We start from the raw sequence: 21,335 nt of genomic DNA on the forward strand, positions 1-21,335 counted from the left end.
CGCGATCAAGGACAAACTGTGCCTGTTCTGTGGTGATTGGTCGCGCAACTTCTCCTTGATCAACGCCCCGGGGGGTGGAAGCGCGCCCGTCGGGGGCCGTCGGGGCGGAGACTGGGACGGGTGACGGGCGGGGGCGACCGGGCTGACCTGCTGCGCGGGGACGCCCGCCAGGTCACGCCGATGGAACTGTTCTTCGACCTGGTCTACGTCTTCGCGGTCACCCAGCTCACCGATCTGCTGCTGGCCGACCTGACGCCGGCGGGGGCGCTGCGTACCCTGCTGCTGCTGATCGTGGTGTGGTGGGCGTGGGTCGACACCGCGTGGGTGACCAACTGGTTCGATCCGGGGCGGGCCAGCGTACGGCTGATGCTGACCGCGGTGATGCTGCTCGCGCTGGTCATGTCGGCGACGCTGCCCGAGGCGTACGGCGACCGGGGGCTGTGGTTCGCCGGGGCGTACGTGGCGATGCAGGTCGGCCGGTCGGCGTTCGCCGCGGTGGAGAGCCGGGGGCGGCCGGACCTTCGCCGCAACTTCCAGCGGATCCTGGTGTGGCGGGCCACGACCGGGGTGCTGTGGCTCGTCGGCGCGCTGCTCGACGGGCCGTGGCGGGTGGTGCTGTGGACGGTCGCGGTCGCCGGGGAGTACGTCGCGGCCGCGTGGGGGTTCTGGATCCCGGGTCGGGGGCGGTCGACGCCGGCGGACTGGCGGATCAGCGGCCGGCACCTCGCCGAGCGGTGCCAGCTGTTCATTCTCATCGCGCTGGGCGAGTCGATCCTGGTGACCGGTGCCGCCTTCGCCGGGCTGCGGTTCGACCCGTACACCGTGGCGGCGTTCGCGGCGGCGTTCCTGGGGAGCGTCGCGCTGTGGTGGGTGTACTTCGGCCGGGTCGCCGAGGCGGCCGGCGGGGTCATCGACCGCGCCGACGAGCCGGGCCGGCTGGGCCGGTCCGCGTACACCTACTGCCACCTGCCGATCGTGGCCGGCATCATCGTGACCGCCGTCGGTGACAAGCTCACCATCGCCGGGCCGACCGGCCGTACGGACGTCGCGGTGGTCGCGACGGTGCTGGGCGGGCCGGCGCTGTTCCTGACCGGGCACGCGCTGTTCAAGAAGGCGGTGTTCGGGCATCCGTCCCGCGACCGGCTGGTGGCGGTCGCCGTCCTGGTGGCGTTGGCGCCGCTGGGGCTGCTGGTGCCGCCGCTGCTGCTGTCGGCGCTGGCGACGCTGGTGCTGGCCGGCGTCGCGGCCTGGGACACCCGGCTCGTCGACCGGTCCGGCAGCGGCGGGGTCAGGTCCGGCGGGCGGTGAACGTGTGTTCGGCGTACCGGGCCACGACGGTGAAGCCGAGCCGGGCGTAGACGGCGCGGGCGGCGGCGTTGTCGGCGCGTACGTTGAGCGTCACGTGGTCGACCGAGGCACGCAGCCGGTGGCAGAGGGCCGCGACGGCCGCGGTGGCCAGGCCGGCGCCGCGGGCGGTGGGGTGGGTGGTGACGTTGCCGAGGGCGGCGACCCGGTAGACCGGCGACCACACGTGCACCCCGGCGACGGCGACCAGTTCGCCGTCGCGGCGCAGCCCGACGTAGTGGCCGGTGTCGAGCATCCGCGGGTCGAACCAGTTGTCCGGGTACGCGGTCGCGTACAGCTTCGTCAGCTCGGGCAGGTCGGCGCGGGTCAGGACGTCGCCGGCCGGCCGGGCCGTGGCCAGCAGGGCCGGGTCGGTCAGCGCCATCTTCAGGTGCGGGCCGTGGTCGTGGCCGGTGAACCGGGCCCGGAGCGCGGTCTCGGCACCCGGCGGCAGGTGGGCCTCGAAGTGCGCCGGCAGCAGCGGGCCCAGTTCGCGCAGCAGGTCGGCGAGTTGGTCGGTGCCGTCGGCGGGGTGCAGGGCGAGCAGGGTCGGCACCGTGCCGCCGTGGTAGACCAGCGCGACCGCGTCCGCCAGCCGGTACCAGGTGGTGTACGGCCAGAAGAAGTCGTCGAGGTCGCCGAGCTGGTACGCGTACAGGGCGGGGTGGCGGGCCAACAGATCGGCCAACTCGGTGCGGTCGTGGACGCTGCGTACCGGCATCCGGTCATGATCACACGCCGGTCGGCGGGCGCGCGGTCCCGGCCGGCGGTGGCAGACTGCTCGACATGGTCGACGACGTAGGTGACCGAGGCGGGGACCGGGTGCTCCTGTTGCTGCACGGGATGGGCGCCACCGGCGCGGTCTGGGAGGGCTGGCGTACGCCGCTGGCGAGCGGGTGGCCGGGCCGGTGGCTGGCCCCCGACCTGCCGGGGCACGGCCGCGCGGCGCCGCTGGCCGGATACCCGTATCCGGCCGTGGCGGCGCAGGTCGCGGCCGGGCTCGGCCCCGGTGACCGGGTCGTGGTTCTCGGTCACTCGTACGGCGGGGTGGTCGGCCTGGCGCTGGCCGCCGCCGGGGTCGGGGTCGAGGCGGTCGTCACGCTCGGGGTGAAGGTCGCCTGGACGCCGGACGAACTGGCGCGGATGGCGGCGCTGGCCGGTCGGCCGGTCAGCTGGTTCCCGTCGCGTGCCGAGGCCGCCGCCCGCTACCTGCGGGTTTCCGGGCTGGCCGGCCTGGTCGACGAGGCGGACCCGGTCGTCGACGCCGGTCTGGTGGAGCGGGACGGCGGATGGCGGCTGGCGATGGACCCGGCCGCGTTCGCCGTCGACGCGCCGGACATGCCGGGCCTGCTCGCCGGCTGCCGGGTGCCGGTGCTGCTGGCGCGCGGCGAGCACGATCCGATGGTCAGCGACGCCGAACTCGCGGCGCTGGGGGTGCCCACCGCCAGGCTGGCCGGGCTGGGCCACAACGCGCACGTGGAGGATCCGAGGGCGGTGCTCGACCTGCTCACCCCGTACCGGTAGCGGGCCGGGCCCCGGATGCCGTTCCCACCCGGGTGGTGGGAGGCATCCGGGGCCCGGTCGCCGGGCGCCGGTGGGGCGGCGCCGGTCGATCGCGACCGCCGTACGCGGGCGGTCAGTCGCCGGCCCCCGCGGGGGCCGGGGTCGCCGGGGCGGTCGGCGCGGGGGAGCCGGCGGGTGGTGCGCCGGCCACCGGGGCGCCGGGGTTGGCCGCCTGTTCGCCGGCCGGGCGCAGGTCCGGCGGCACCGGCAGGGCGCTGCCCTTGACGTACTCGTCCCAGGTCATGTTCCAGGCGGTCCAGCCGTTGCCCGGGTCGAGCGTGACCTCGGTGCCCTTGATGGTGACCAGGTCGCCGACGTTGGAGTTCTTCATCAGCCAGTCGGCGTTGGCGTTGGAGACGTTGGTGCAGCCGTGCGAGACGTTGCGTTCGCCCTGGTCGCCGACGGACCACGGCGCGGCGTGGATGAACTCGCCGCCCCAGGTGAGCCGCTGGGCGTCGTTGACCTGGACGACGTAGCCGCCGTTCGGATCGCCGCGGGTGTCGAAGACCGTCGTCTCGAACTTCTCCATGATCACCATCTTGCCGCTGGACGTCGGCGTGCTCGGCTTGCCCATGCTCACCGGGATCTTCTTGACCAGTTGGTTGTCCTTGAAGACCGACATCTCCTTGGTCGCGTTGTCGATCTCCATGGTGACGTGGTCGCCGATCGTGGCGCTGGCCGTGCGGTCGGCGTCGCCGTACCCGTTCTTGCCCATCGGCACGCCGGTCAGCGCCGACCGTACGCTGATCCTGGTCCCGGTCTTCCAGAAGTCCGGGGCCCGGTAGTAGACCTGTTTGCCGGACTCGTCCCAGTGCCAGGCGCCCGGCTGCGGCGGGTCCGTGGTGACGAACAACCGCTTCTGTACGTCGGCCCGCGACTCCTTGGGGATACCGGGGTCGAAGGACACCGTGACCGGCATCGCGACGCCGTACGTCATGTTGTTCTGGAAGTAGAGCGTGCTCTGCTGCAGTTTGGTCGGCTTCGCCATCGTGGTGAAGGCGCTCGACCAGGTGCTGGTCTGCCCGGTGTCGTTGGCCGCCGTGACCTGCACCGAGTACGCCTGCTTGGGGTCCAGCGGCCGGTTCGGTATCCAGGACGTGCCGTCGCCGCGCATCGCGCCGTCGACCGGTGAGCCCTTGCCGTCGGTGAGCGTCACGCCGGTGACCTTCCCGCCGGCGACCGCCAGACCGACCTCGGCGCTGAGCGGTACGTCGCGGGCGTCGGCCGCGGGCGTGACGGTCAGCGTGGGTGGTGGCGGCGGGGCCTGTTGGGCGGACTTCGACTCGGTCCGGCTCGTGCAACTCGACAGGATGAGTGGCAGGGCGGCGGCGACGACGATCACCGGCCCCGCGGTGCGTTGCCGTACTCTCACGTTCTCCACCTCGTTCCCTCGATCATGAGTCACATTCTGTAACGGCCTGATCGCGGTCGAGCTGCTTCACCGTGGACCCGCAAACTCTCCGTAATGCCCCTTTGGTACCAATGGTCCGCATTGGCCCATCCGGCCCACCGTTCCCCCGCGTCCCGGGGGCCGGTTCCGTCACTCGCGTCGACCTGTTCCGCCCGGCGGTCCCCGTCCGGGTGACCCCGGCGGAAAAGCGGCATCGTCGGGATGCGTGCCGGTCGAGCCGTCCGTATCCTCGATATGCATCGATAGATGCCGATAGATGATCCGGTTGCGTTTCCGATCTCCACCGTCAGAGGAGAGCGCATGAGAATCGTCCGAACCACGTCGTACGCGGCTGCCCTGCTGGCCGCCGTCATGGTGCTCACGTCGGCCGCCCCGACGAGCGCCGCACCCGCCCACGACCCCGGCAACGGTCCCGGCGGCGGCGCGTCGATCCTGGCCGTACCGCAGACCCCGACCACCCTGACCAGCGGGCTGACCATCCCCTGGGACGTCTGCTGGCTGCCCGGCGGCGCGGCGGCGCTGGTCACCGAACGCAACAGCGGCCGGGTCTACCGGCTCACCCCCGCCGGCGTACGGACCCTGCTCGGCACCGTGCCCGGCGTGCTCGCCGGCGGCGAGGGCGGCCTGCTCGGCTGCGCCGTGTCACCCACCTGGAACGGCGGCACCGACCGGGACGTGTTCTTCATGCACACCAGCAGCAGCGACAACCGGGTCGTGCGGATGGCCTACACCGGTGGCAGCAGCCTGACCGCCGGCTCGACCCCGATCCTCACCGGCATCGTCCGCGCCTCGACCCACAACGGCGGCCGGCTCAAGTTCGGCCCCGACGGCAACCTCTACGTCACCACCGGCGACGCCCAGCAGACCAACCTGGCGCAGAACCCGTCCTCGCTCAACGGCAAGATCCTGCGGATCACCCGTACCGGCGCCGCCGCACCCGGCAACCCGACCGCCGGCAGCCGGGTCTACAGCCTCGGCCACCGCAACCCGCAGGGCATCTCGTGGGACTCCGCCGGCCGGCTGTGGGCGGCCGAGTTCGGCCAGAACACCTGGGACGAGATCAACCTGATCCTGCCCGGCCGCAACTACGGCTGGCCGGTCTGCGAGGGGACCTGCGGCAACCCGGCGTACGAGAGCCCGAAGTGGCAGCGCAGCACCGCCGAGTGCTCGTGCAGCGGCCTGGCGATCGTCGACGGCGCGATCTACCTCGGCGCGCTGCGCGGCCAGCGGCTGTGGCGGCTCGAACTCAGCGGCACCAGCGTCGTCGCGTCGGCGGCGTACTGGCAGGGCACGTACGGCCGGATCCGCGCGGTGGAGAAGGTGCCCGGCACGAACGCCATCTGGTTCACCACCTCCAACGGCAACGGCACCGACACCGTCCGCCGCGCCGCCATCGCCTGACCCTCCCCGCCCCACCCTCCCCGCCCCACCCTCCCCGGCCCTCCCCGCCCTCCCGCCCCTCCGCCCTTCCCGCCCCGTTGATCAAGGACTTGTTGCCAAGATCCTGGCAGGGTTTGTCTGATACCTCCCCTTGATCAACGGGCCGGGCCGGGGCGGCGGCGGGCGGCGGGGGCGCAGGGGCGAGGGTGGGGCGTGGTGATGCGTGGTGATCGTTGGCTGTTCCGCTGTTGTCCGCACGGCGTGTCGAGCTGTTGGGCAGCTGATGATCACAGGTTCCCTCGCCGGCCGCGGGCGGGTCAGGGGAGGAGGGTGTTCAGGTATGTCCGTAGCAGGGTGTCGGGGGTGGGTGGGGTGGGGACACCGGCGGCCGCCGCCGACCGCCGCGTGTCCGTGCAGTCGAAGACCGGGTGGTCGCGGGGGCCGTCCGTCTCCGGCAGCGTCGGCACGAACGGGCCGAGCGCCACCCCGGTCCCGGCCCGCACCACCTCGGCCCGCCAGTCCCGGTACGGCAGCAGCCGTACCGGCCGACCCAGATCGCGCAGCACATCCGCGATCGCCGGATACGACAACCCCGGCGTGTAGTAGTGCCGGTCGCCGGCCAGCGCCTCCGGTCGCCGCGACAGCCCGCCGATCGTCGCCGCGACCAGGTCGACCGGTGCCATGTCCTCGTCGTACCCCAGCTCCGGCACCGCCGCGACCTCGACGAACGTCCGCAGCAGCCGGCTGAACCAGTCGTCGTCGTTGCCGGCGCCGGTGCGGCTGTCCCCGGTGATGCGCGCCGGCCGGTGCACCGACACCGGCAGCCCCCGCTCCCGCGCGGTGCGGACCAGCCGGTCGGCGACCCACTTGCTCTCGTTGTAGCCGCCGTAGAGGCCGTCCGGCTCGTCCGGCGGCACCGCCTCGGTCACGGTCCGCGACGCGTACGCCGGGCACAGGTAGACGCCGAGCGTCGACACGTGGTGCACCGCCTTCGGCCGCCCCCGCGACGCCAGCCGCAGCACCTCCACCGTCCCGGCGACGTTGGCCGGCGCCAGCCGCCCGTACGGCTGCACGAAGTGGACGACGCCGCCGTTGTGCAGCACCACGTCGACCCGGTCGGCGAGCGCGTCGAAGCCGCCCGGATCGAGCCCCAGCCGGGGCTCGGCGAGATCGCCGGTGACCGGGACGATCCGGGCCGCGTACGCCGGTCGCCACCGCCCGTACCGGCGCAGGTTCGCCTCGATCCGGGCCACCGCGGCGCCGTCGGACGCGGCCCGGACCAGGCAGTACACGTCGGCGGTGGTGTGCCGCAGCGCATCGTCGAGCAGGTACGCGCCGAGGAACCCGGTCGCGCCGGTCAGCAGCACCCCGGCCGGGTCGGCCGCCGGGGTGTACGCGCCGGCGGGGCGTACGTCGTCGGGCAGTTCCGCCTCGGCGCGCAGGCCGCCCCGGTGGCGTACGGGAGCCGCCGGGACGGCGGCCGGCGCGACCGCAACCCCGCCCGTCCCGGCCCCGTCCGCGTCAACCCCGCCCGTCCCGGCTCCGCCCGCGTCAACCCCGCCCGCCTCGGCCGCGGCGGCGTCGACGAGGGCGGCGAACGCGTCCAGCCGCGGTGCCTCGAACAGCGCCCGCAGCGGCAGCCGGGTGCCGAACCGCCGGTTGACCTCGCTGAGCACCGGTGCCGCCAGCAGCGAGTGCCCGCCCAGGTCGAAGAACCCGTCGGCGACCCCGACCCGGTCGCGGCCCAGCGCCCGCGACCACACCCCGGCCACCGCGACCTCGGCCGGCGTACGCGGCGCGACGAACGGCGGCCCGCCGTCGGCGACCTCGACGGGCAGCCGTTCGTGGTCCACCTTGCCGTGCGCGGTCAGCGGCAGCCGCTCGAGTGCGGTGAACGTCGCCGGCACCAGGTATTCCGGCAGCCGGGCCCGCAGGAACGCCCGCAGGTCGTCCGCGGCCGGCACCGTCCGGTCCGTCCCCGCCCCGCCCGTCCCCGCCCGGCCCGTCGCCCCGCCCGGCACCGGGCCACCCGGAACCGCGCCGCCCGGCACGACGAACGCGGCCAGCCGCTGCCCGCGCGCCACCACGACCGACCGGGCGACGGCCGGGTGCCCGTCGAGCACCGCCTCGATCTCGGCCGGCTCGATCCGGTGCCCGCGGATCTTCAGCTGCCGGTCGACCCGGCCGAGGAACTCGAGCTGGCCGTCCGACCCGACCCGGGCCAGGTCGCCGGTGCGGTACAGCCGCGCGCCGGGCGCCGCCGCGAACGGGTCGGCCACGAACGCCGTGGCGCTCAGGTCGGGCCGGCCGAGGTAGCCGCGGGCCAGGCAGTCGCCGCCGAGGTACAGCTCGCCGGCGGCGCCGTACGGGGCCGGCCGCATCCGCCGGTCCAGCACGTACGCCCGCACGTGCGGCAGGGGCCGGCCGACCGGCAGGTGCCCGCCGGGGACGTACCCGTCGGCGAGGCCTTCGGACCGCAGGACGGTGGCGCACACGGTCGCCTCGGTCGGACCGTAGTGGTTGTAGAACGCGGTCCGGCCGCCGGTGAGCCGGTGCCAGGTCCCGAGCTTGTCCGCCGACACCCGCTCGCCGCCGACCATCATCACGGTCAGCGGCAGGTCGGCGGGGACCTGCCGGGGGTCGCCGGCGAGGTCGTCGACCCAGCGCTGCCACAGTGCGGCCGGCGCGTCGACGGCGGTGATCCGCTGCGCCACGCACAGCTCGAGCAGCGCCGGCCCGGTGAGCGCGGCCGGGTCGGGGTGCACGAGCAGCGCCGCCCCGCTGATCAGGGCCGGGAACACGTCACCGACGGACGCGTCGAAGGTCAACGGCGGGATCATCAGGATCCGCTGGCCGGGCCCGAACCCGTGGACGTCGCGGAACGAGGTGGCCAGGGCGGTCAGCGTACGGTGGGTGACCATCACGCCCTTGGGCCGCCCGGTCGAGCCCGACGTGTAGACGACGTACGCGAGCTGGTCCGGTCGCCGCGCCGGCAGCCCGTCCGGGTCGCCGCCCCGGTCGGCCGTCCCGGCGACGTCGACGACGGTCGCCGGCAGCCCGGCCAGCCGGTCCCGGCCGGCGGCGTCGGTGACCAGGATCGTCGCCCCGGCGTCGGCGAGCAGCGCGCCGATCCGGTCGACCGGGTGCCCCGGGTCCAGCGGCAGGTACGCCCCGCCGGCGCGGATGATCGCCAGCAGCGCGACGACACCGTCCGGCCCGGCGCGCAGCGCCATCCCGACCGGGGTGTCCGCGCCGACCCCGGCCGCCCGCAGCCGCCGCGCCAGCCGGTCGGCCCGCCCGACCAGTTCGCCGTACGTCAGCTCCGTCCCGTCGCCGGCCACGGCCGGCGCGTCCGGGGTGCGGGCGGCCTGCGCCGCGATCAGGTCGTCGACGTACCCGGTCGGGGTGGTGGGCTCCGGTCCGGCTGCCGGGCGCAGGCCGGACCGGAGCAGTTCGAGGTCCCCGGGCGTGTGCAGGGCGAGGTCGCGAAGCCGCAGGTCCGGGGTGTCCGCCAGCGCGGTCAGCGCCAGTTCCAGGTGTGCCGCCAGCCGGGCGACGGTCGCCGGGGTGAACAGTTCGGCGTCGTAGTCGAGCTGCCCGGCGAGCGGGCCGGCGCCGTCGACGACCAGCAGCGTCAGGTCGAACCGGGCGGTGCCGCCGGCGAGCCCGGCCGGCGTCACGGTCAGCCCGCCGCCGGTCCCGCCCGGCGCCGGGTCCGCACCGGTGGCCGTCGGCCCGGAAACCGGCCGGTCGTCGCCGCTGTTGAGGACGAACATCACCTGGAACAGCGGCTGCCGGCCGGCGCCCCGGTCCGGCCGGACCAGTTCGGCGACCCGCTCCAGCGGCACGTCGCGGTGCCCGAGCCCGCCGAGGCTGGTCTGCCGGACCCGGCGCAGCACCTCGCGCAGTGTCGGGTCGCCGCGCAGGTCGGTGCGCAGCGCCAGGGTGTTGACGAACATGCCGACCATCGACTCGAGTTCCGGCAGCGAGCGGTTCGCCGCGGGTACGCCGACGACCAGGTCGTCCTGGCCACTGTGCCGGGCCAGCACGATCTTGAACGCGGCCAGCAGCACGGTGAACGTCGTGCAGTCCTCCCGCTGGCGCAGCGCCTCGACGGCCGCGGTGAGCCGGCCGGAGAGCCGGAACGGGTGGCTGCCGGCCGGCGACCGGGGACGTTCCGGCCGGGGCCGGTCGGTCGGCAGGTCGAGGTGGGCCGGGGCGCCGGCGAGCCGCTCCCGCCAGTACGTCTCCTGCCCGGCCACGACCCCCGGGTCGCGTTCGCCGAGCCACCGGACGTAGTCGGCGTACTGCACCGGCAACGGTGGCAGGTCCGCCGGCCGGCCGGTGGCGAGCGCCGCGTATGTCCGCGTCAACTCGGCCGCCAGCACCCGGGCCGACACGTCGTCGCAGACGATGTGGTGGAAGGTGAGCAGCAGCACGTGGTCGTCGGCGGCCAGCCGGACCAGGGCGGCCCGCACGAGCGGCGGCGTGCGCAGGTCGAACGGGCGGCCGAGTTCGTGGCGGGCCAGCCGGCGCAGCCGGGTCTCGCGGGTCGCGGCCGGCAGGTCGCCGAGGTCGACGACCGGCAGCCGTACGGCGACCCGTGGGTCGTCGGCGTCGACGATCCGCTGCACGGGGTGGCCGTCCCGGTCGGTGAACCGGGTCCGCAGCGGCTCGTGCCGGCGCACCAGCAGCCGCAGCGCCCCGGCCAGCGCGTCCGGGTCGACCGGGCCGGTCAGCCGGTGGGCGGTGCCCATCAGGTACGTCGAGTCGCCGACGCCGAGCCGGTCGAGGAACCAGATCCGCTGCTGGGCGGGGGACAGCGGCAGGTCCCCGGTCCGGTCGCCGGGCCGGATCGCCTGCGTCGCGGCGACCTCGATGCCGCGCCGGGCCAGCAGTACGGCCAGCAGCTGGTCGGTCGACGCGGTCATCGACCGCCCTCCTCGGCGAGCATGAGTTCGACCGCCTCGGGCGACATCGACTCGATCTGGGCCCGCAGTTCGGCGACCGCCGCGACCTGGCCGGGAACCGGTTCGAGCGCGGTCAGCGCGGCGGCCAGCCCGGCGGCGGTCGGCGCCTCGAACAGCGCCCGGGTCGGCGCCTCCAGCTGGAAGTACGCCCGTATCCGGGCCAGCACCCGTTCGGCGAGCAGCGAGTGCCCGCCGAGGGCGAAGAAGTCGGTGTCGACGCCGATCGGGTGCACGCCGAGGACCTCCTCCCAGATCCGGACGACGGCCGCCTCGACCAGGTCGCGGGGGCGACGTACGGGGTGGTGTCGGTCGCGCCCCAGTCCGGGGCCGGCAGCGCCTGCCGGTCGACCTTGCCGTTCGGGGTCAGCGGCAGCGCGTCGAGGACGACCAGGGTCGCCGGCACCATGTAGCCGGGCAGCCGGGCGGCCAGGCCGGGCGCGACGGCGGCCCACAGCGCCGCCGGGTCGGTGCCGGGGTCGTCGGCGACGGCGTACCCGACCAGGCGGGCGTCGCCGTCGTCGGTGCCGTGCCAGGCGGTCACCGCCGCGTCCCGGACGCCCGCCTGGGCGCGCAGCGCCACCTCGATCTCGCCGAGTTCGACCCGGAAGCCGCGCACCTTCACCTGGTGGTCGCCGCGGCCGAGGAACTCCAGCCGCCCGTCGGGCAGGTGGCGGGCCAGGTCGCCGGTGGCGTACAGCCGCCCGCCCGGCGTGTCGCCGAACGGGTCCGGCACGAAGCGTTCGGCGGTGAGCGCGGGCCGGTCCCGGTAGCCACGGGCCAGGCCCGACCCGCCGATGTGGACCTCGCCGGCCACCCCGACCGGCACCGGCTGGCCGCGGCCGTCGAGCACGTGGATGCGGGTGTTGTCGATCGGCGGCCCGATCACGACCGGTCCGTCGCCGGGCTCGACGACGCCGGCCGCCGACCACACCGTCGTCTCGGTCGGGCCGTACACGTTCCACAGCCGGCCACCGGACAGTTCGGCGGCCAGGTCGCGGGAGAACGCCTCGCCGCCGCACAACCGGTGCCGTACGCCGGCCGGCACCCCGCCGGCCGACAGCAGCATCCGCCAGGTCGCCGGGGTGGCCTGGAGCACCGTCGCCCGGTCCCGTTCGGCGCGGGCCCGCAGCGCCGTCCCGTCGACCACCTCGGCGGAGGTGGCGACCAGGACCCGGGCGCCGCAGACCAGCGGGAGCAGCAGTTCGAGCACGGAGATGTCGAACGACAGGGTGGTGACCGCGAGCAGCCGGTCGTCGCCGGTGAGCCCGAGCGTGTCGCGGAACGACAGCAGCAGGTTGGCGACCGCGCCGTGGGTGACCTCGACACCCTTGGGCCGGCCGGTCGACCCGGAGGTGTAGATGACGTACGCGAGCTGGTCGGCGCGCGGCTGCACGGCGGCCGGCGCGGGACCGGCGGCGGCCGGCGGCGGCCCGTCGTCGAGGCAGACGACGCCGGGGCCGGCGCACAGGTCGGGCAACCGGTCGCGCACCGACCGCTGGGTCAGCAGCACGTCCACGCCGGCGTCGTCGACCATCAGCCGCAGCCGGTCGGCCGGGAACGCCGGGTCCAGCGGCACGTACGCCCCGCCGGCCCGCCACACGCCGAGCATCGCGACCAGCATCGCCGCCGAGCGGTCCAGGCAGATCCCGACCGGGGTCTCCGGACCCACCCCGCGTCCGCGCAGCAGCGCGGCGAGAGCGTCGGCGCGGGCGTCGAGTTCGGCGTACGTCAGCGCACCGTCGGCGTCACCGACCGCGACCGCGTCCGGGGTGCGGGCGCACGCGGCGGCGAACAGGTCCGGGAAACCGGCCGCCGGCACGTCGCGGACCGGGCCCTGCCAGTCGGTCAGGGCCCGCCGCCGCTCGTCCCCGGTGAGCAGCGGTACGTCGCCGAGCGGCCGTCCCGGTTCGGCGACCACGGCGGCGAGCAGTTGCCGGAAGTGGCCGGCGAACCGGTCGACGTCGGCGGCGTCGAAGACCTCGGTGCGGTAGGAGAACGTCAGTTCCAGCCCGCCGTCCGGCTGCGGCACCCCGACCAGGGTCAGGTCGAAGAGCATGTCGTCGAGCCGGCTGTCCCACCACGACACCGCCAGGCCCGGCCACGCCGACGGCCCGTCGTCGGTGAAGTTGTGCAGGATCACCGCCGTCTGGAAGAACGGGTGCCGGTCGGCGTCCCGGCGCGGCGCCAGGTCCTGCACCACGACGTCGAACGGCACGTTCTGGTGGGCGAAGCCGTCGATGACGGCCCGCCGTACCCGGCCGGCGGCCTCGGCGAAGGTCAGATCCGGGTCGACGTCGGTCCGCATCGCGATCGGGTTGGCGAAGTAGCCGATCAGCGGCTCCAGCTCCACGTGGGTACGGGCCGCCACCAGCGTGCCGACGGTGACGTCCCGCTGCCCGGTGTAGCGGGCCAGCAGCGCCTTGTACGCGGTGAGCAGGGTGACGAACGGGGTGGTGCCGCGCGCCCCGCCGGCCGCCGTACGCAGCCCCTCGACCAGGTCCGGGCCGATCGTCAGGTGCACCTTCGCGCCGCCGGCCCGGGCCGGGCCGGCGTGCCGGCGGGCGATCGGCAGGTGCGCGTCGGCCCGGGGCGCGGCCAGGTGCCGGCGCCAGTACGCCAGTCCCGCCCCGAGGGCGCCGTCGGCGTTGCCGTCGTGCTGCCACTGCGCGTAGTCGGCGTACTGGACCGGCAGGTCCGGCAGCGGCGGCGTTCCCGTGCCGCCGTCGAGCCGCCACGCGTAACAGGTGGCGAGTTCACGCAGCGCGTTGCCGATCGACCAGCCGTCGATGGCGATGTGGTGGCTGGTCGCCAGCAGCACGTGGTCGTCGTCGGCGAGCCGGAACAGCGACGCCCGCAGCACCGGTCCGGTGGCCAGGTCGAACGGCACCGCGAAGGCGTCCCGGGCGAGTTCGCGGGCCCGCTCCTCGCGCCCGGCCGCCGGCAGGTGCCGCAGGTCGACCTCGGTCACCGGCACGTCGCCGGCCGGCCGGACCACCTGGCGGGGCTCGCCGTCGACACCGACGTAGACGGTGCGCAGCACCTCGTGCCGGGCGACCAGGTCACCGAGCGCGGCCCGCAGCGCGCCGACGTCGAGGGTGCCGGTGAGCCGCTGCGACATCGCGACGTGGAACGACGGGTCGGCCGGGTCGTACTGGGCGGCCAGCCACATCCGCTGCTGCCCGGACGAGCAGGCGAACCGCTGCTCGCCGCCGGTGCGCGGCACCCGCGGGATCGCCGGCTCGGCGGTCCCGGCCAGGCCGAGCTGGGCCAGCCGGCGGGCCAGGAGTTCCTGGCGCTGCGGGGACAGGGCGGCCACGCCGCCGTGGCCGGGTCGGTCCGCGCCCGCCGGGGTGGTGGTGGTCGGCATGGGACGGCCTCCTCGGGGATAGTCGTGGTCGGTCATGGTCGGGGTGGCCGTGGCGGGTCGTCGGCGCCGGGCGGGCCGTCGTCGCCTTCGACGGCGGCGAGCACGCCGGCGACCGTCGGGGTGTCGAAGAAGACGTGCAGGGGCAGATCGACGCCGAGCTGGCGGCGCATCCGGGCGGCGATCTGGGTGACGCTGAGCGAATGGCCGCCCAGGTCGTCGAAGAGGTCGTCGTGCGGGCCGATCCGGTCCACCCGCAGCACCTGCCGCCAGATCTCGGTGACGGCGTCGGCCAACCCGCCCGCGTCCGGCTCCGGAACCTCCGGCTCCAGCTCCGCCGGCGGCGGCACGGTGGTCGGGGCCGGCAGCGCGGCCCGGTCGAGCTTGCCGTTCGGCGTGGTCGGCAGCGCCGCCAGCGGCACCACCACCTCCGGCACCATCCAGCCCGGCAGCGTCTCGCGCAGGAACCGCCGCAGGTCGGCGTCGGCCACCCGCCGGCCGGGCCGGAACTCGACGTACGCGACCAGGCACGGCCGGCCGTCGTCGGCGCGGAGCACGACCGCGGACCGGCGTACGTCCGGATGCCCGTCCAGGGTCGCCTCGATCTCGCCCGGCTCGACCCGGTGCCCGCGTACCTTCACCTGCCGGTCGACCCGGCCGAGGAACTCCAGTTGCCCGTCCGGACGCCACCGGCCCAGGTCACCGGTCGCGTACAGGCGTGCTCCGGGCGGCCCGTACGGGTCGGGCCGGAACTGCCGCGCGGTCAGGCCGGGCCGACGCAGGTAGCCGCGCGCCACCCCGGTCCCGGCGACGTGGATCTCGCCGGGTACGCCGATCGGGGCCGGCCGCAGCAGCGCGTCGAGGACGTGGATCCGGGCACCGGGCAGCGGCCGGCCGATGGTGACCGCGTCGACCGGGTCGGCGAGTTCCGCCATCGTCGCCCACACGGTGGCCTCGGTCGGCCCGTACAGGTTGACCAGCCGGCGCACCGCGGGCCGCAGCTCGCGGGCGAGCGCGGACGGCAGCGGCTCGGCGCCGCACATCGCCACGACCGGGTCGGCGAGGCCGGCGTCGAGCAGCAGCCGCCACGTCGTCGGGGTGGCGTGGACGTGGGTCACCGTCTGCCGGCGGATCAGCTCGAGCAGGGCGGCGCCGTCACGGGTGTCGTCCTCGGCGGCGAGCACCACCCGGCCGCCGGTGACCAGCGGCAGGAAGAGTTCCGGCTTGGACATGTCGAACGCCGGGGAGGCCAGCGCCAACCAGCCGTCGGCGGGGCCGCTGTCCAGGACGGCACGCATCGCGTCCAGCAGGTGCGCCAGCGACCGGTGGGTGACCTCGACCCCCTTCGGCCGGCCGGTGGAGCCGGAGGTGTGCACCACGTACGCGACCGAATCCGGGTCCGGGCCGGCGGCGGGCGGTGCGGCGGCCGGGGCCGGGTCGGCGGGTGCGTCGACGTACCGCACCGCCGGCCGGTGCGCGGCCGGGTCGTCGGCGGTGCCGGCGGCGGTCAGCAGCACCGCCGGGGTGGTGTCGTCGAGCACGTACGCCCGTCGGGCCGGCGGGTGGTCGGGGTCCAGCGGCACGTACGCGGCACCGGTGCGCAGCACCGCGAGCAGCCCGGCCAGCAGCTGCGGTGAACGCCGCAGCCGGACCGCGACCCGGGTCCCGGGCCCGGCACCGGCGGCCCGCAGCCGGTCGGCGAGCACGCCGGCGGCCCGGTCCAGTTCGGCGTACGTCGTCACGGTGCCGGCGAAGACGACCGCGGGCGCGTCCGGGGTGGCCGCCGCCCAGCCGGCGACCAGCTCCGGCACCGTCCCGGTCGGCGGGCCGGCCGCCGAGGCGTCGGCGTTCGGGGCGAGACGGTCGGCGGTCGGGGCGGGCTCGGCCGACGACTGCCAGCCGGCCAGCAGCAGGCGGCGCTCCGGCTCGCCGAGCACCGGCAGCGCCCGCAGCGGCGTGTCCGGGTCGGCGGTCGCCGCGTCGAGCAGCGTGGTGAGGTGCCCCGCGATCCGGTCGACGCTGTCCCGGTCGACGGTGCCGGTGCCGTGCTGGAGGTTGACCGTGGTCCGCTCGGGGCCGTCGACGACCTGCACGTGCAGGGCGTTGCGGGCGGCGTGGTTGAACGCGGTCCAGCGGACCTCGGCGCGCAGCCCGGCGAAGACCGGGTCGGGGCCGGGCCGGCGCCGGTAGCTGACCGACACCGGCGCCAGCGCCGGGCGGGGCCGCAGCCCGTCGACGGCGCGGGCCAGCGGCACCGCCCGGACCGGATAGGTGCCGCGCAGTTCGGCGCGGGTGGCGGCGACCAGGTCGGCGAACGTCGCGCCCGGGTCGGGGTGGACGGTCACCGGCAGCTCGTTGACGAACAGGCCGATCGCGTCCCGGGTCGCGGCGGTACGCGTACCGAGGTCGACGGCGACCGTCGGGCTGGCGTTGCCGTACCGGTGCAGGACGGCGTGCACGGCGGCGAGCAGCACCTCGAAGCGGGTGTGTCCGGTCGTCTCGGCGCAGCCGGCCAGGGTCGACCGCCGCGCCGGGGTGAGGTCGAACTCGACCGCCTCGCCGGGCTCGACGCCGTCGGGGACGCGGGTCAGGCCCGGCAGCACCACCGGCTCCGGCTCCCGCCAGCGGGGCGCCCAGAACTCGCGGGCGGCGGCCGTGGTGGCGGCGATCCGGGCCGCCTCGTCGGCGGCCAGCTCCGCGTACGGCACCGGCGGGTCCGCCGGTGCGGGCACCCGGGCCACCCGGGCGCCGTACGCCGCCGCCAGCTCGCGCAGCAGCAGGTCCTTGGACTCGCCGTCGAAGACCAGGTGGTGGGCGACGACCAGCAGCAGGTGTTCGGTCGGGCCGAGGCCGAGCAGGGTGAACCGGACCAGCGGGCCGCGCCGCAGATCGAACGGGCGCAGCGTCTCGGCCCGGACCGCGGCGGCGAGGTCGGCGGCCGGCACCGGCCGCCGGGTCAGCCGGGGCGGCGCGGCGGCGACCAGCGCCAGTTCGCCGTCGGTGTCGTCGAAGGCGTACGACAGCACCGGATGCCGCCGTACGACCGCGTCGACGGCGTCGGCCAGCGCGGCGACGTCGAGTGCGCCGGACAGCCGTACCGGCAGCGGCATGTGGTAGGCCGATCCGGCCGCACCGATCCGCTCGGTGAACCACAGACCGTGCTGGGCGGCCGAGGCCGGACCGAGCCGCGGTAAGTCCACAGTGGTCACACTACCTCCGTCTCTGGGAAGCGCTCACCGGGCTGCTCCTCGCCGGCCGGCCGGTCCCGGCCGACCAGTTCCGACACCGGTGTCGTGGCGCCGGCCGGCAGCGCGTGCAGCAGGCGCAGCAGGCCGGCCGCCAGCCGGCGCGGGGTGGAGCGGTCGAAGGCGTACGAGTTCCACAGCAGCCAGCCGGACACCGACCCGTCCGGCTGCTCGACCATCGCCAGCTCCGGTACGCCGAGATCCGGCTGCCCGTCCGGGGTCGGCCAGTCGGCGTCCAGGGCCCGGGGCAGCGGGAACCCCTGCGAGAGCAGGCCGGGGAAGTGCGGGTCGCCGCCCCAGCTCTCGAAGCGCAGCCAGGCCGCGGCCGGGAAACGGGCGTAGAACTCGGCGAACGGGTAGTACTGGTGGTCGACGGCGGCCAGCGCGGTGGCGCGGACACGGTCGAGCAGTTCGGTGAAGGTCGGGTCGCCGGCGGTGTCGATCCGCAGCGGCAGCGACTGCACCAGGCAGCCGACCAGCGTCTCGAACTCCGGTCGGCCACGTCCGGGGACCGGGGACATGACGACCAGGTCCGGTTCCCCGCTCCACCCGGTCAGCACGGCCGCCCAGGCCGCCGTGACCAGCATGAACGTGGTGGCGCCCCGGTCGGTGGCCAGGGCCCGCAGCCGGCCGGCCGCGGCCGGGTCGAGCCGGAACTCCAGCGAGTCGCTGTGCAGGCGGACGGCGTGCCGGCGGCCGGGGAACGGCTCGACGACGGCCGGCGCCCCGTCGAGGCGGTCCAGCCAGTAGCGGCGGGTGTGCGGCCACTGCGCCCGGGTCCAGCGCACCGCGTCGGCGTGCGGGACCGGCAGCACCGGGAGCGCGGGCGGCCGGCCGGTGCGCAGCGCCGAGTAGACCAGGCCGAGTTCGCGCAGCAGCACCCCCATCGACCAGCCGTCGAAGACCAGGTGGTGTACGGCGAGGCCGAGCACGTGGTCGGCCTCGCCCAGCCGGACCACGATCGCCCGGACCAGCGGTCCGCGGTCCAGCCCGAACCGCAGTTCCCGGTCGGCGCGGACGAGTTGCGCGGCATGTGCCTCGTCGGTGGCGGCGGTGACCGTCACCGCCGGCGGGCAGGCGGCCAGCAGTTGCCCGCGCGGCGTCCCGTCGGGCGTGGGGAACACGGTGCGCAGCGCCTCGTGCCGGTCCACCAGCACACCCAGCGCCGCCTCGAGCAGGGCCGGGTCGAGGTCGTCGGTGATCCGGATCGCGACGCTGATCGGGCCGGGGTCGCGCGGTTCGTCGGTGGCGTACATCCAGGCCAGGAAGTTCTCCTGCTGCGCGGTGAGCGGCACCTCCCGACCGCCGGGCCCGGCGGGGTCGGACCCGGCGGGGTATGGGTCGGGCGCGGCGGCGTACGGGGTGGGCGCGGCGGCCGGCCCGTCGGGTCCGACGGTCTGCGGGGCGGCGGTCGCGGAGGCCAGCCAGTCGGCCTGCGCGGCCAGCACCGGCCGGTCGAACACCACCGAGGCGGGTACGGCGACCCCGAACTCGGCGGCGGCCAGCGTGGCGATCTGGGCGGCCTTGAGCGAGTCGCCGCCCAGCGCGAAGAAGTCGTCGTGCCGGTCGGGCGCCGGCACCCCGAGCACCCGGCCCCACAGCGCGGCGAGGGTGCGCTCCGCCGCCGTCGGCGCCCCGTCCACGTCGTCGGGCCGGCCGGCGGGGAGCGGTTCGGGCCGGCGGGCGAACAGGTCGCGCAGCGCGGCCCGGACCACCTTGCCGCCGTCGTTGCGGGGCAGCGTGTCGACGAGCAGCAGGCGCAGCGGCCGTTCGTGCGGGGCGAGCCGGTCGGTCAGGTGGGCCCGCAGCGCGTCGGCGGTGACCGGCCGGCGGGGCACCACCGCGGCGGCCACCATCGCGCCCAGCGTGGCGTGCGGCAGGCCGACCACGGCGGCGTCGGCGACGTCGGGGTGGTCGAACAGCACCGACTCGACGTGCAGGGTCGACACCTTGAACCCGCCGGTCTTGACGGTGTCGCCGTCCCGGTCGACCAGGTGCAGGTAGCCGTCGGCGTCGAGCCGGCCGAGGTCGCCCATCCGTACCCAGCCGTCGTGGAAGACCGCGGCGCTGGCCGCCGGGTCGCCGAAGTACGTCCGGGGCACGGTGTCGGCCCGCAACCACACCTCGCCGGTCGTGCCGGGCGGCAGCGGCACCCCGTCCTGGTCGGTGATCCGCAGTGCGGCACCGGTGGCCGGCCGGCCGAGCGCGGTCGGCCGGTCCGGGTCGTAGACGACGGTGGTGTGGGCCGGGGCGGCCTCGGTCGACGTGTAGTTGTTGACGACCGTCGCGTCGGGCAGGGCGGCCGCGAGGTCGCGGGCGACCGCGGGGGGCAGCGCCGCGCCGGTCGAGGCGACCAGCAGCACACCCGTCAGGTCGTACCGCTCGGCCGCGCGGGCGCGCAGCAGGTCGATCGCCATCGACGGCACCACGAAGACGGTCCCGGCCCGGTGCCGGGCGATCAGCGCGGCGAAGCCGTCGGCGTCGAACCGGGGCGCCACCACCGCCGCCGGCCGGGCGGTCAGCGCCTGGACCAGCATGGTCTGCGCGGCGTTGGTGCCGATGGGGAAGGCGTGCACGAAGTGCCGGGAGTGGGCCAGCGGCCGGCGCCGTGGTCGCGGGGTGGCGCCGAAGGTGAGGTTGGCGTGCGTGGCGGCCACCCCCTTGGGCTGGCCGGTGGTGCCCGAGGTGTGCACGATCTGGGCGAGGTCGTCGGGGCGCACGTCGCAGGGGTTTACGTCGTCGGGGCGGGCGCCGTCGCCGGCCGGGCCGGGGGAGGCCCGGCCCAGGTCGTCCGCGTGCACACTCCACCATGGACCGTCCGGGGCGGCGCCGGCGTGCAGCACGCCGGTGGCGCCGCACCGGGTGAGCAGGTCGGCCGCGGCCGGCGTCCGGTCCGACAGCGGTACGGCGACGGCGCCGGCCGTGGTGACCGCGCAGTACGCGACCGCGAAGTCGAGCCAGTCCGCCCCGCCGAACACCAACCCGATCCGGTCGCCCCGGCGCACCCCGCGGGCCCGTAGCTCGTGCGCGCCCGCGTCGGCGCGGGTCCGCCACTGCCCGAAGGTCAGCGTGCCCACCCCGTCGAGCACGAGTGCGACCCGGTCCGGCTCGTCCTCGGCCCGGGCCGCGAGCAGTGCCGGCACCGTCGTCGGGGGATCAGCGCGCACCGGCACCGCCGGTGACGGGTTCGAGTCCGAAGTGGTCGACGGCGTCGCGTACGGTCGCGCGCAGGTGCGGCGGGATCTGGCCGGCGTGCCGGGCGAGGTAGGCGCGTACGTGGTCCGGGTCGTCGCGCAGGAAGAGGAAGTCGGTCGGCACCATGTGCCGGATCGCCAGCAGCGGTACCGGGCAGCGCAGCGCCGGGAAGTCCGGGTTCCACAGCCCGCCCTTGGCCGGCGGGCCGTCGTGGAACTCGCCGAGCATCAGCCCGTGGGCGACGAACCGCGACTTCAGCCGCTCCTGGGTGCGGTCGACGACCGGCGGCACGTCGTCGGGCCGCAGGTCCGGGAAGACGACCAGGACGGTGGTGAACTGCGCGGCGGTGCCGTGCCGCGCGGCGAGGTCGACGAACCAGTCCCGGTAGGTGACCAGCAGCCGGTCCAGGTCGGCCGGGGTGTGGTCCCGGCCGGGTGCCACGGCCAGGTAGAAGGCGTCGCGGTCCAGCGACCCCTGGGCGTACGGGCAGACGCTGCCGGTCCGGCCGAGGTCGGGGTGCGGGCGGCAGAGGTAGTTCCGGGCCCAGTCGACGACGGTGCGCAGTGCCCGCTCGTGGCCGCGCACCGGCTGCGGTGGCGGGTCCTGTTCAAGGTCGGCGACCTCGATCAGGGTGTGGCGGGCGTGCGCCGGGTGGGTCAGCATGTGGGCCCCTCGTCTGCGTACGCGGCCGGGCGGTCCGGTTGCTCGGGCGACCGGTCCGTGCGCGCTGGCAGTCACGCTAGTAAGAGGTATGTGAATTAGTAAGTAGTCCTAACAGTGAAGTTAGTCGTCCTAACAGCCAATGTCGGGATCGGACGAACCCCCGAGGCCGCCTCCACCGCCCGGCGGGCAGTACGGTGTCA

The 21,335-nt window shown here is 75.7% G+C and carries 10 protein-coding genes and 1 pseudogene; 3 read left to right on the forward strand and 8 right to left on the reverse strand.

Annotation, left to right across the window (positions count from 1 at the left end; all coding sequences use genetic code 11):
• Positions 1 to 120: 120 nt before the first annotated feature.
• Complete coding sequence (locus Prubr_RS29240) at positions 121 to 1,308, forward strand: low temperature requirement protein A (protein ID WP_212818103.1); 1,188 nt, start codon at positions 121 to 123, stop codon at positions 1,306 to 1,308.
• On the opposite strand, the gene Prubr_RS29245 is transcribed toward Prubr_RS29240, so the two are convergent.
• A complete protein-coding gene (locus tag Prubr_RS29245; protein ID WP_212818104.1) occupies positions 1,289 to 2,065 on the reverse strand; it encodes a GNAT family N-acetyltransferase in 777 nt (258 codons plus the stop codon). The two genes, Prubr_RS29240 and Prubr_RS29245, sit on opposite strands and share 20 nt — an antisense overlap.
• Before the next feature lie 65 nt (positions 2,066 to 2,130).
• Here Prubr_RS29245 and Prubr_RS29250 point away from each other — a divergent pair, with 65 nt between their 5' ends.
• Positions 2,131 to 2,868 (forward strand): alpha/beta fold hydrolase, encoded by a 738-nt coding sequence (locus tag Prubr_RS29250; protein ID WP_212818105.1) that lies wholly within the window; start codon positions 2,131 to 2,133, stop codon positions 2,866 to 2,868.
• A gap of 112 nt (positions 2,869 to 2,980) precedes the next feature.
• On the opposite strand, the gene Prubr_RS29255 is transcribed toward Prubr_RS29250, so the two are convergent.
• Complete coding sequence (locus Prubr_RS29255; protein WP_425517950.1) at positions 2,981 to 4,279, reverse strand: L,D-transpeptidase; 1,299 nt, start codon at positions 4,277 to 4,279, stop codon at positions 2,981 to 2,983.
• A gap of 339 nt (positions 4,280 to 4,618) precedes the next feature.
• On the opposite strand from Prubr_RS29255, the gene Prubr_RS29260 reads away from it, so the two are divergent.
• On the forward strand, positions 4,619 to 5,719 hold the full coding sequence (locus Prubr_RS29260; protein WP_246567796.1) for a PQQ-dependent sugar dehydrogenase: 1,101 nt from the start codon (positions 4,619 to 4,621) through the stop codon (positions 5,717 to 5,719).
• Between the two features lie 296 nt (positions 5,720 to 6,015).
• On the opposite strand, the gene Prubr_RS29265 is transcribed toward Prubr_RS29260, so the two are convergent.
• The 6 genes and pseudogenes from Prubr_RS29265 to Prubr_RS29290 form a co-directional block, all read right to left on the reverse strand.
• Positions 6,016 to 10,629 (reverse strand): non-ribosomal peptide synthetase family protein, encoded by a 4,614-nt coding sequence (locus tag Prubr_RS29265; RefSeq protein ID WP_212818108.1) that lies wholly within the window; start codon positions 10,627 to 10,629, stop codon positions 6,016 to 6,018.
• Positions 10,626 to 11,120 carry a phosphopantetheine-binding protein gene (locus tag Prubr_RS38020; protein ID WP_343221525.1) on the reverse strand — a complete coding sequence of 165 codons (495 nt, stop codon included), beginning with the start codon at positions 11,118 to 11,120 and terminating at the stop codon, positions 10,626 to 10,628. Before Prubr_RS38020 ends, Prubr_RS29265 begins: the two co-directional genes overlap by 4 nt.
• Positions 11,078 to 14,071: pseudogene (locus tag Prubr_RS29275) on the reverse strand (non-ribosomal peptide synthetase); the annotation flags it as partial. The gene Prubr_RS38020 and the pseudogene Prubr_RS29275, both read right to left, overlap by 43 nt.
• Complete coding sequence (locus Prubr_RS29280; protein ID WP_212818110.1) at positions 14,068 to 17,241, reverse strand: non-ribosomal peptide synthetase; 3,174 nt, start codon at positions 17,239 to 17,241, stop codon at positions 14,068 to 14,070. The pseudogene Prubr_RS29275 and the gene Prubr_RS29280, both read right to left, overlap by 4 nt.
• Positions 17,238 to 20,444, reverse strand: coding sequence for an AMP-binding protein (locus Prubr_RS29285; protein ID WP_212818111.1), 3,207 nt, complete (start codon positions 20,442 to 20,444; stop codon positions 17,238 to 17,240). The genes Prubr_RS29280 and Prubr_RS29285 overlap by 4 nt, the downstream gene beginning before the upstream one ends.
• Positions 20,434 to 21,135, reverse strand: a complete 702-nt coding sequence (locus tag Prubr_RS29290; RefSeq protein WP_212818112.1) for a DUF6875 domain-containing protein — start codon at positions 21,133 to 21,135, stop codon at positions 20,434 to 20,436. The genes Prubr_RS29285 and Prubr_RS29290 overlap by 11 nt, the downstream gene beginning before the upstream one ends.
• Positions 21,136 to 21,335: the final 200 nt, after the last annotated feature.

It is taken from the genome of Polymorphospora rubra (assembly GCF_018324255.1).
In the GTDB taxonomy this organism is placed as follows: Bacteria; Actinomycetota; Actinomycetes; order Mycobacteriales; family Micromonosporaceae; genus Polymorphospora; species Polymorphospora rubra.

Excerpts from the sequence above, each read along its gene's own strand:
- Prubr_RS29290 (WP_212818112.1), bottom strand. The coding sequence starts at position 21,135 with ATGCTGACCCACCCGGCGCACGCCCGCCACACCCTGATCGAGGTCGCC.
- Prubr_RS29245 (WP_212818104.1), bottom strand. The coding sequence starts at position 2,065 with ATGCCGGTACGCAGCGTCCACGACCGCACCGAGTTGGCCGATCTGTTG.
- Prubr_RS29265 (WP_212818108.1), bottom strand. The coding sequence starts at position 10,629 with ATGACCGCGTCGACCGACCAGCTGCTGGCCGTACTGCTGGCCCGGCGC.
- Prubr_RS29260 (WP_246567796.1), top strand. The coding sequence starts at position 4,619 with ATGAGAATCGTCCGAACCACGTCGTACGCGGCTGCCCTGCTGGCCGCC.
- Prubr_RS29250 (WP_212818105.1), top strand. The coding sequence starts at position 2,131 with ATGGTCGACGACGTAGGTGACCGAGGCGGGGACCGGGTGCTCCTGTTG.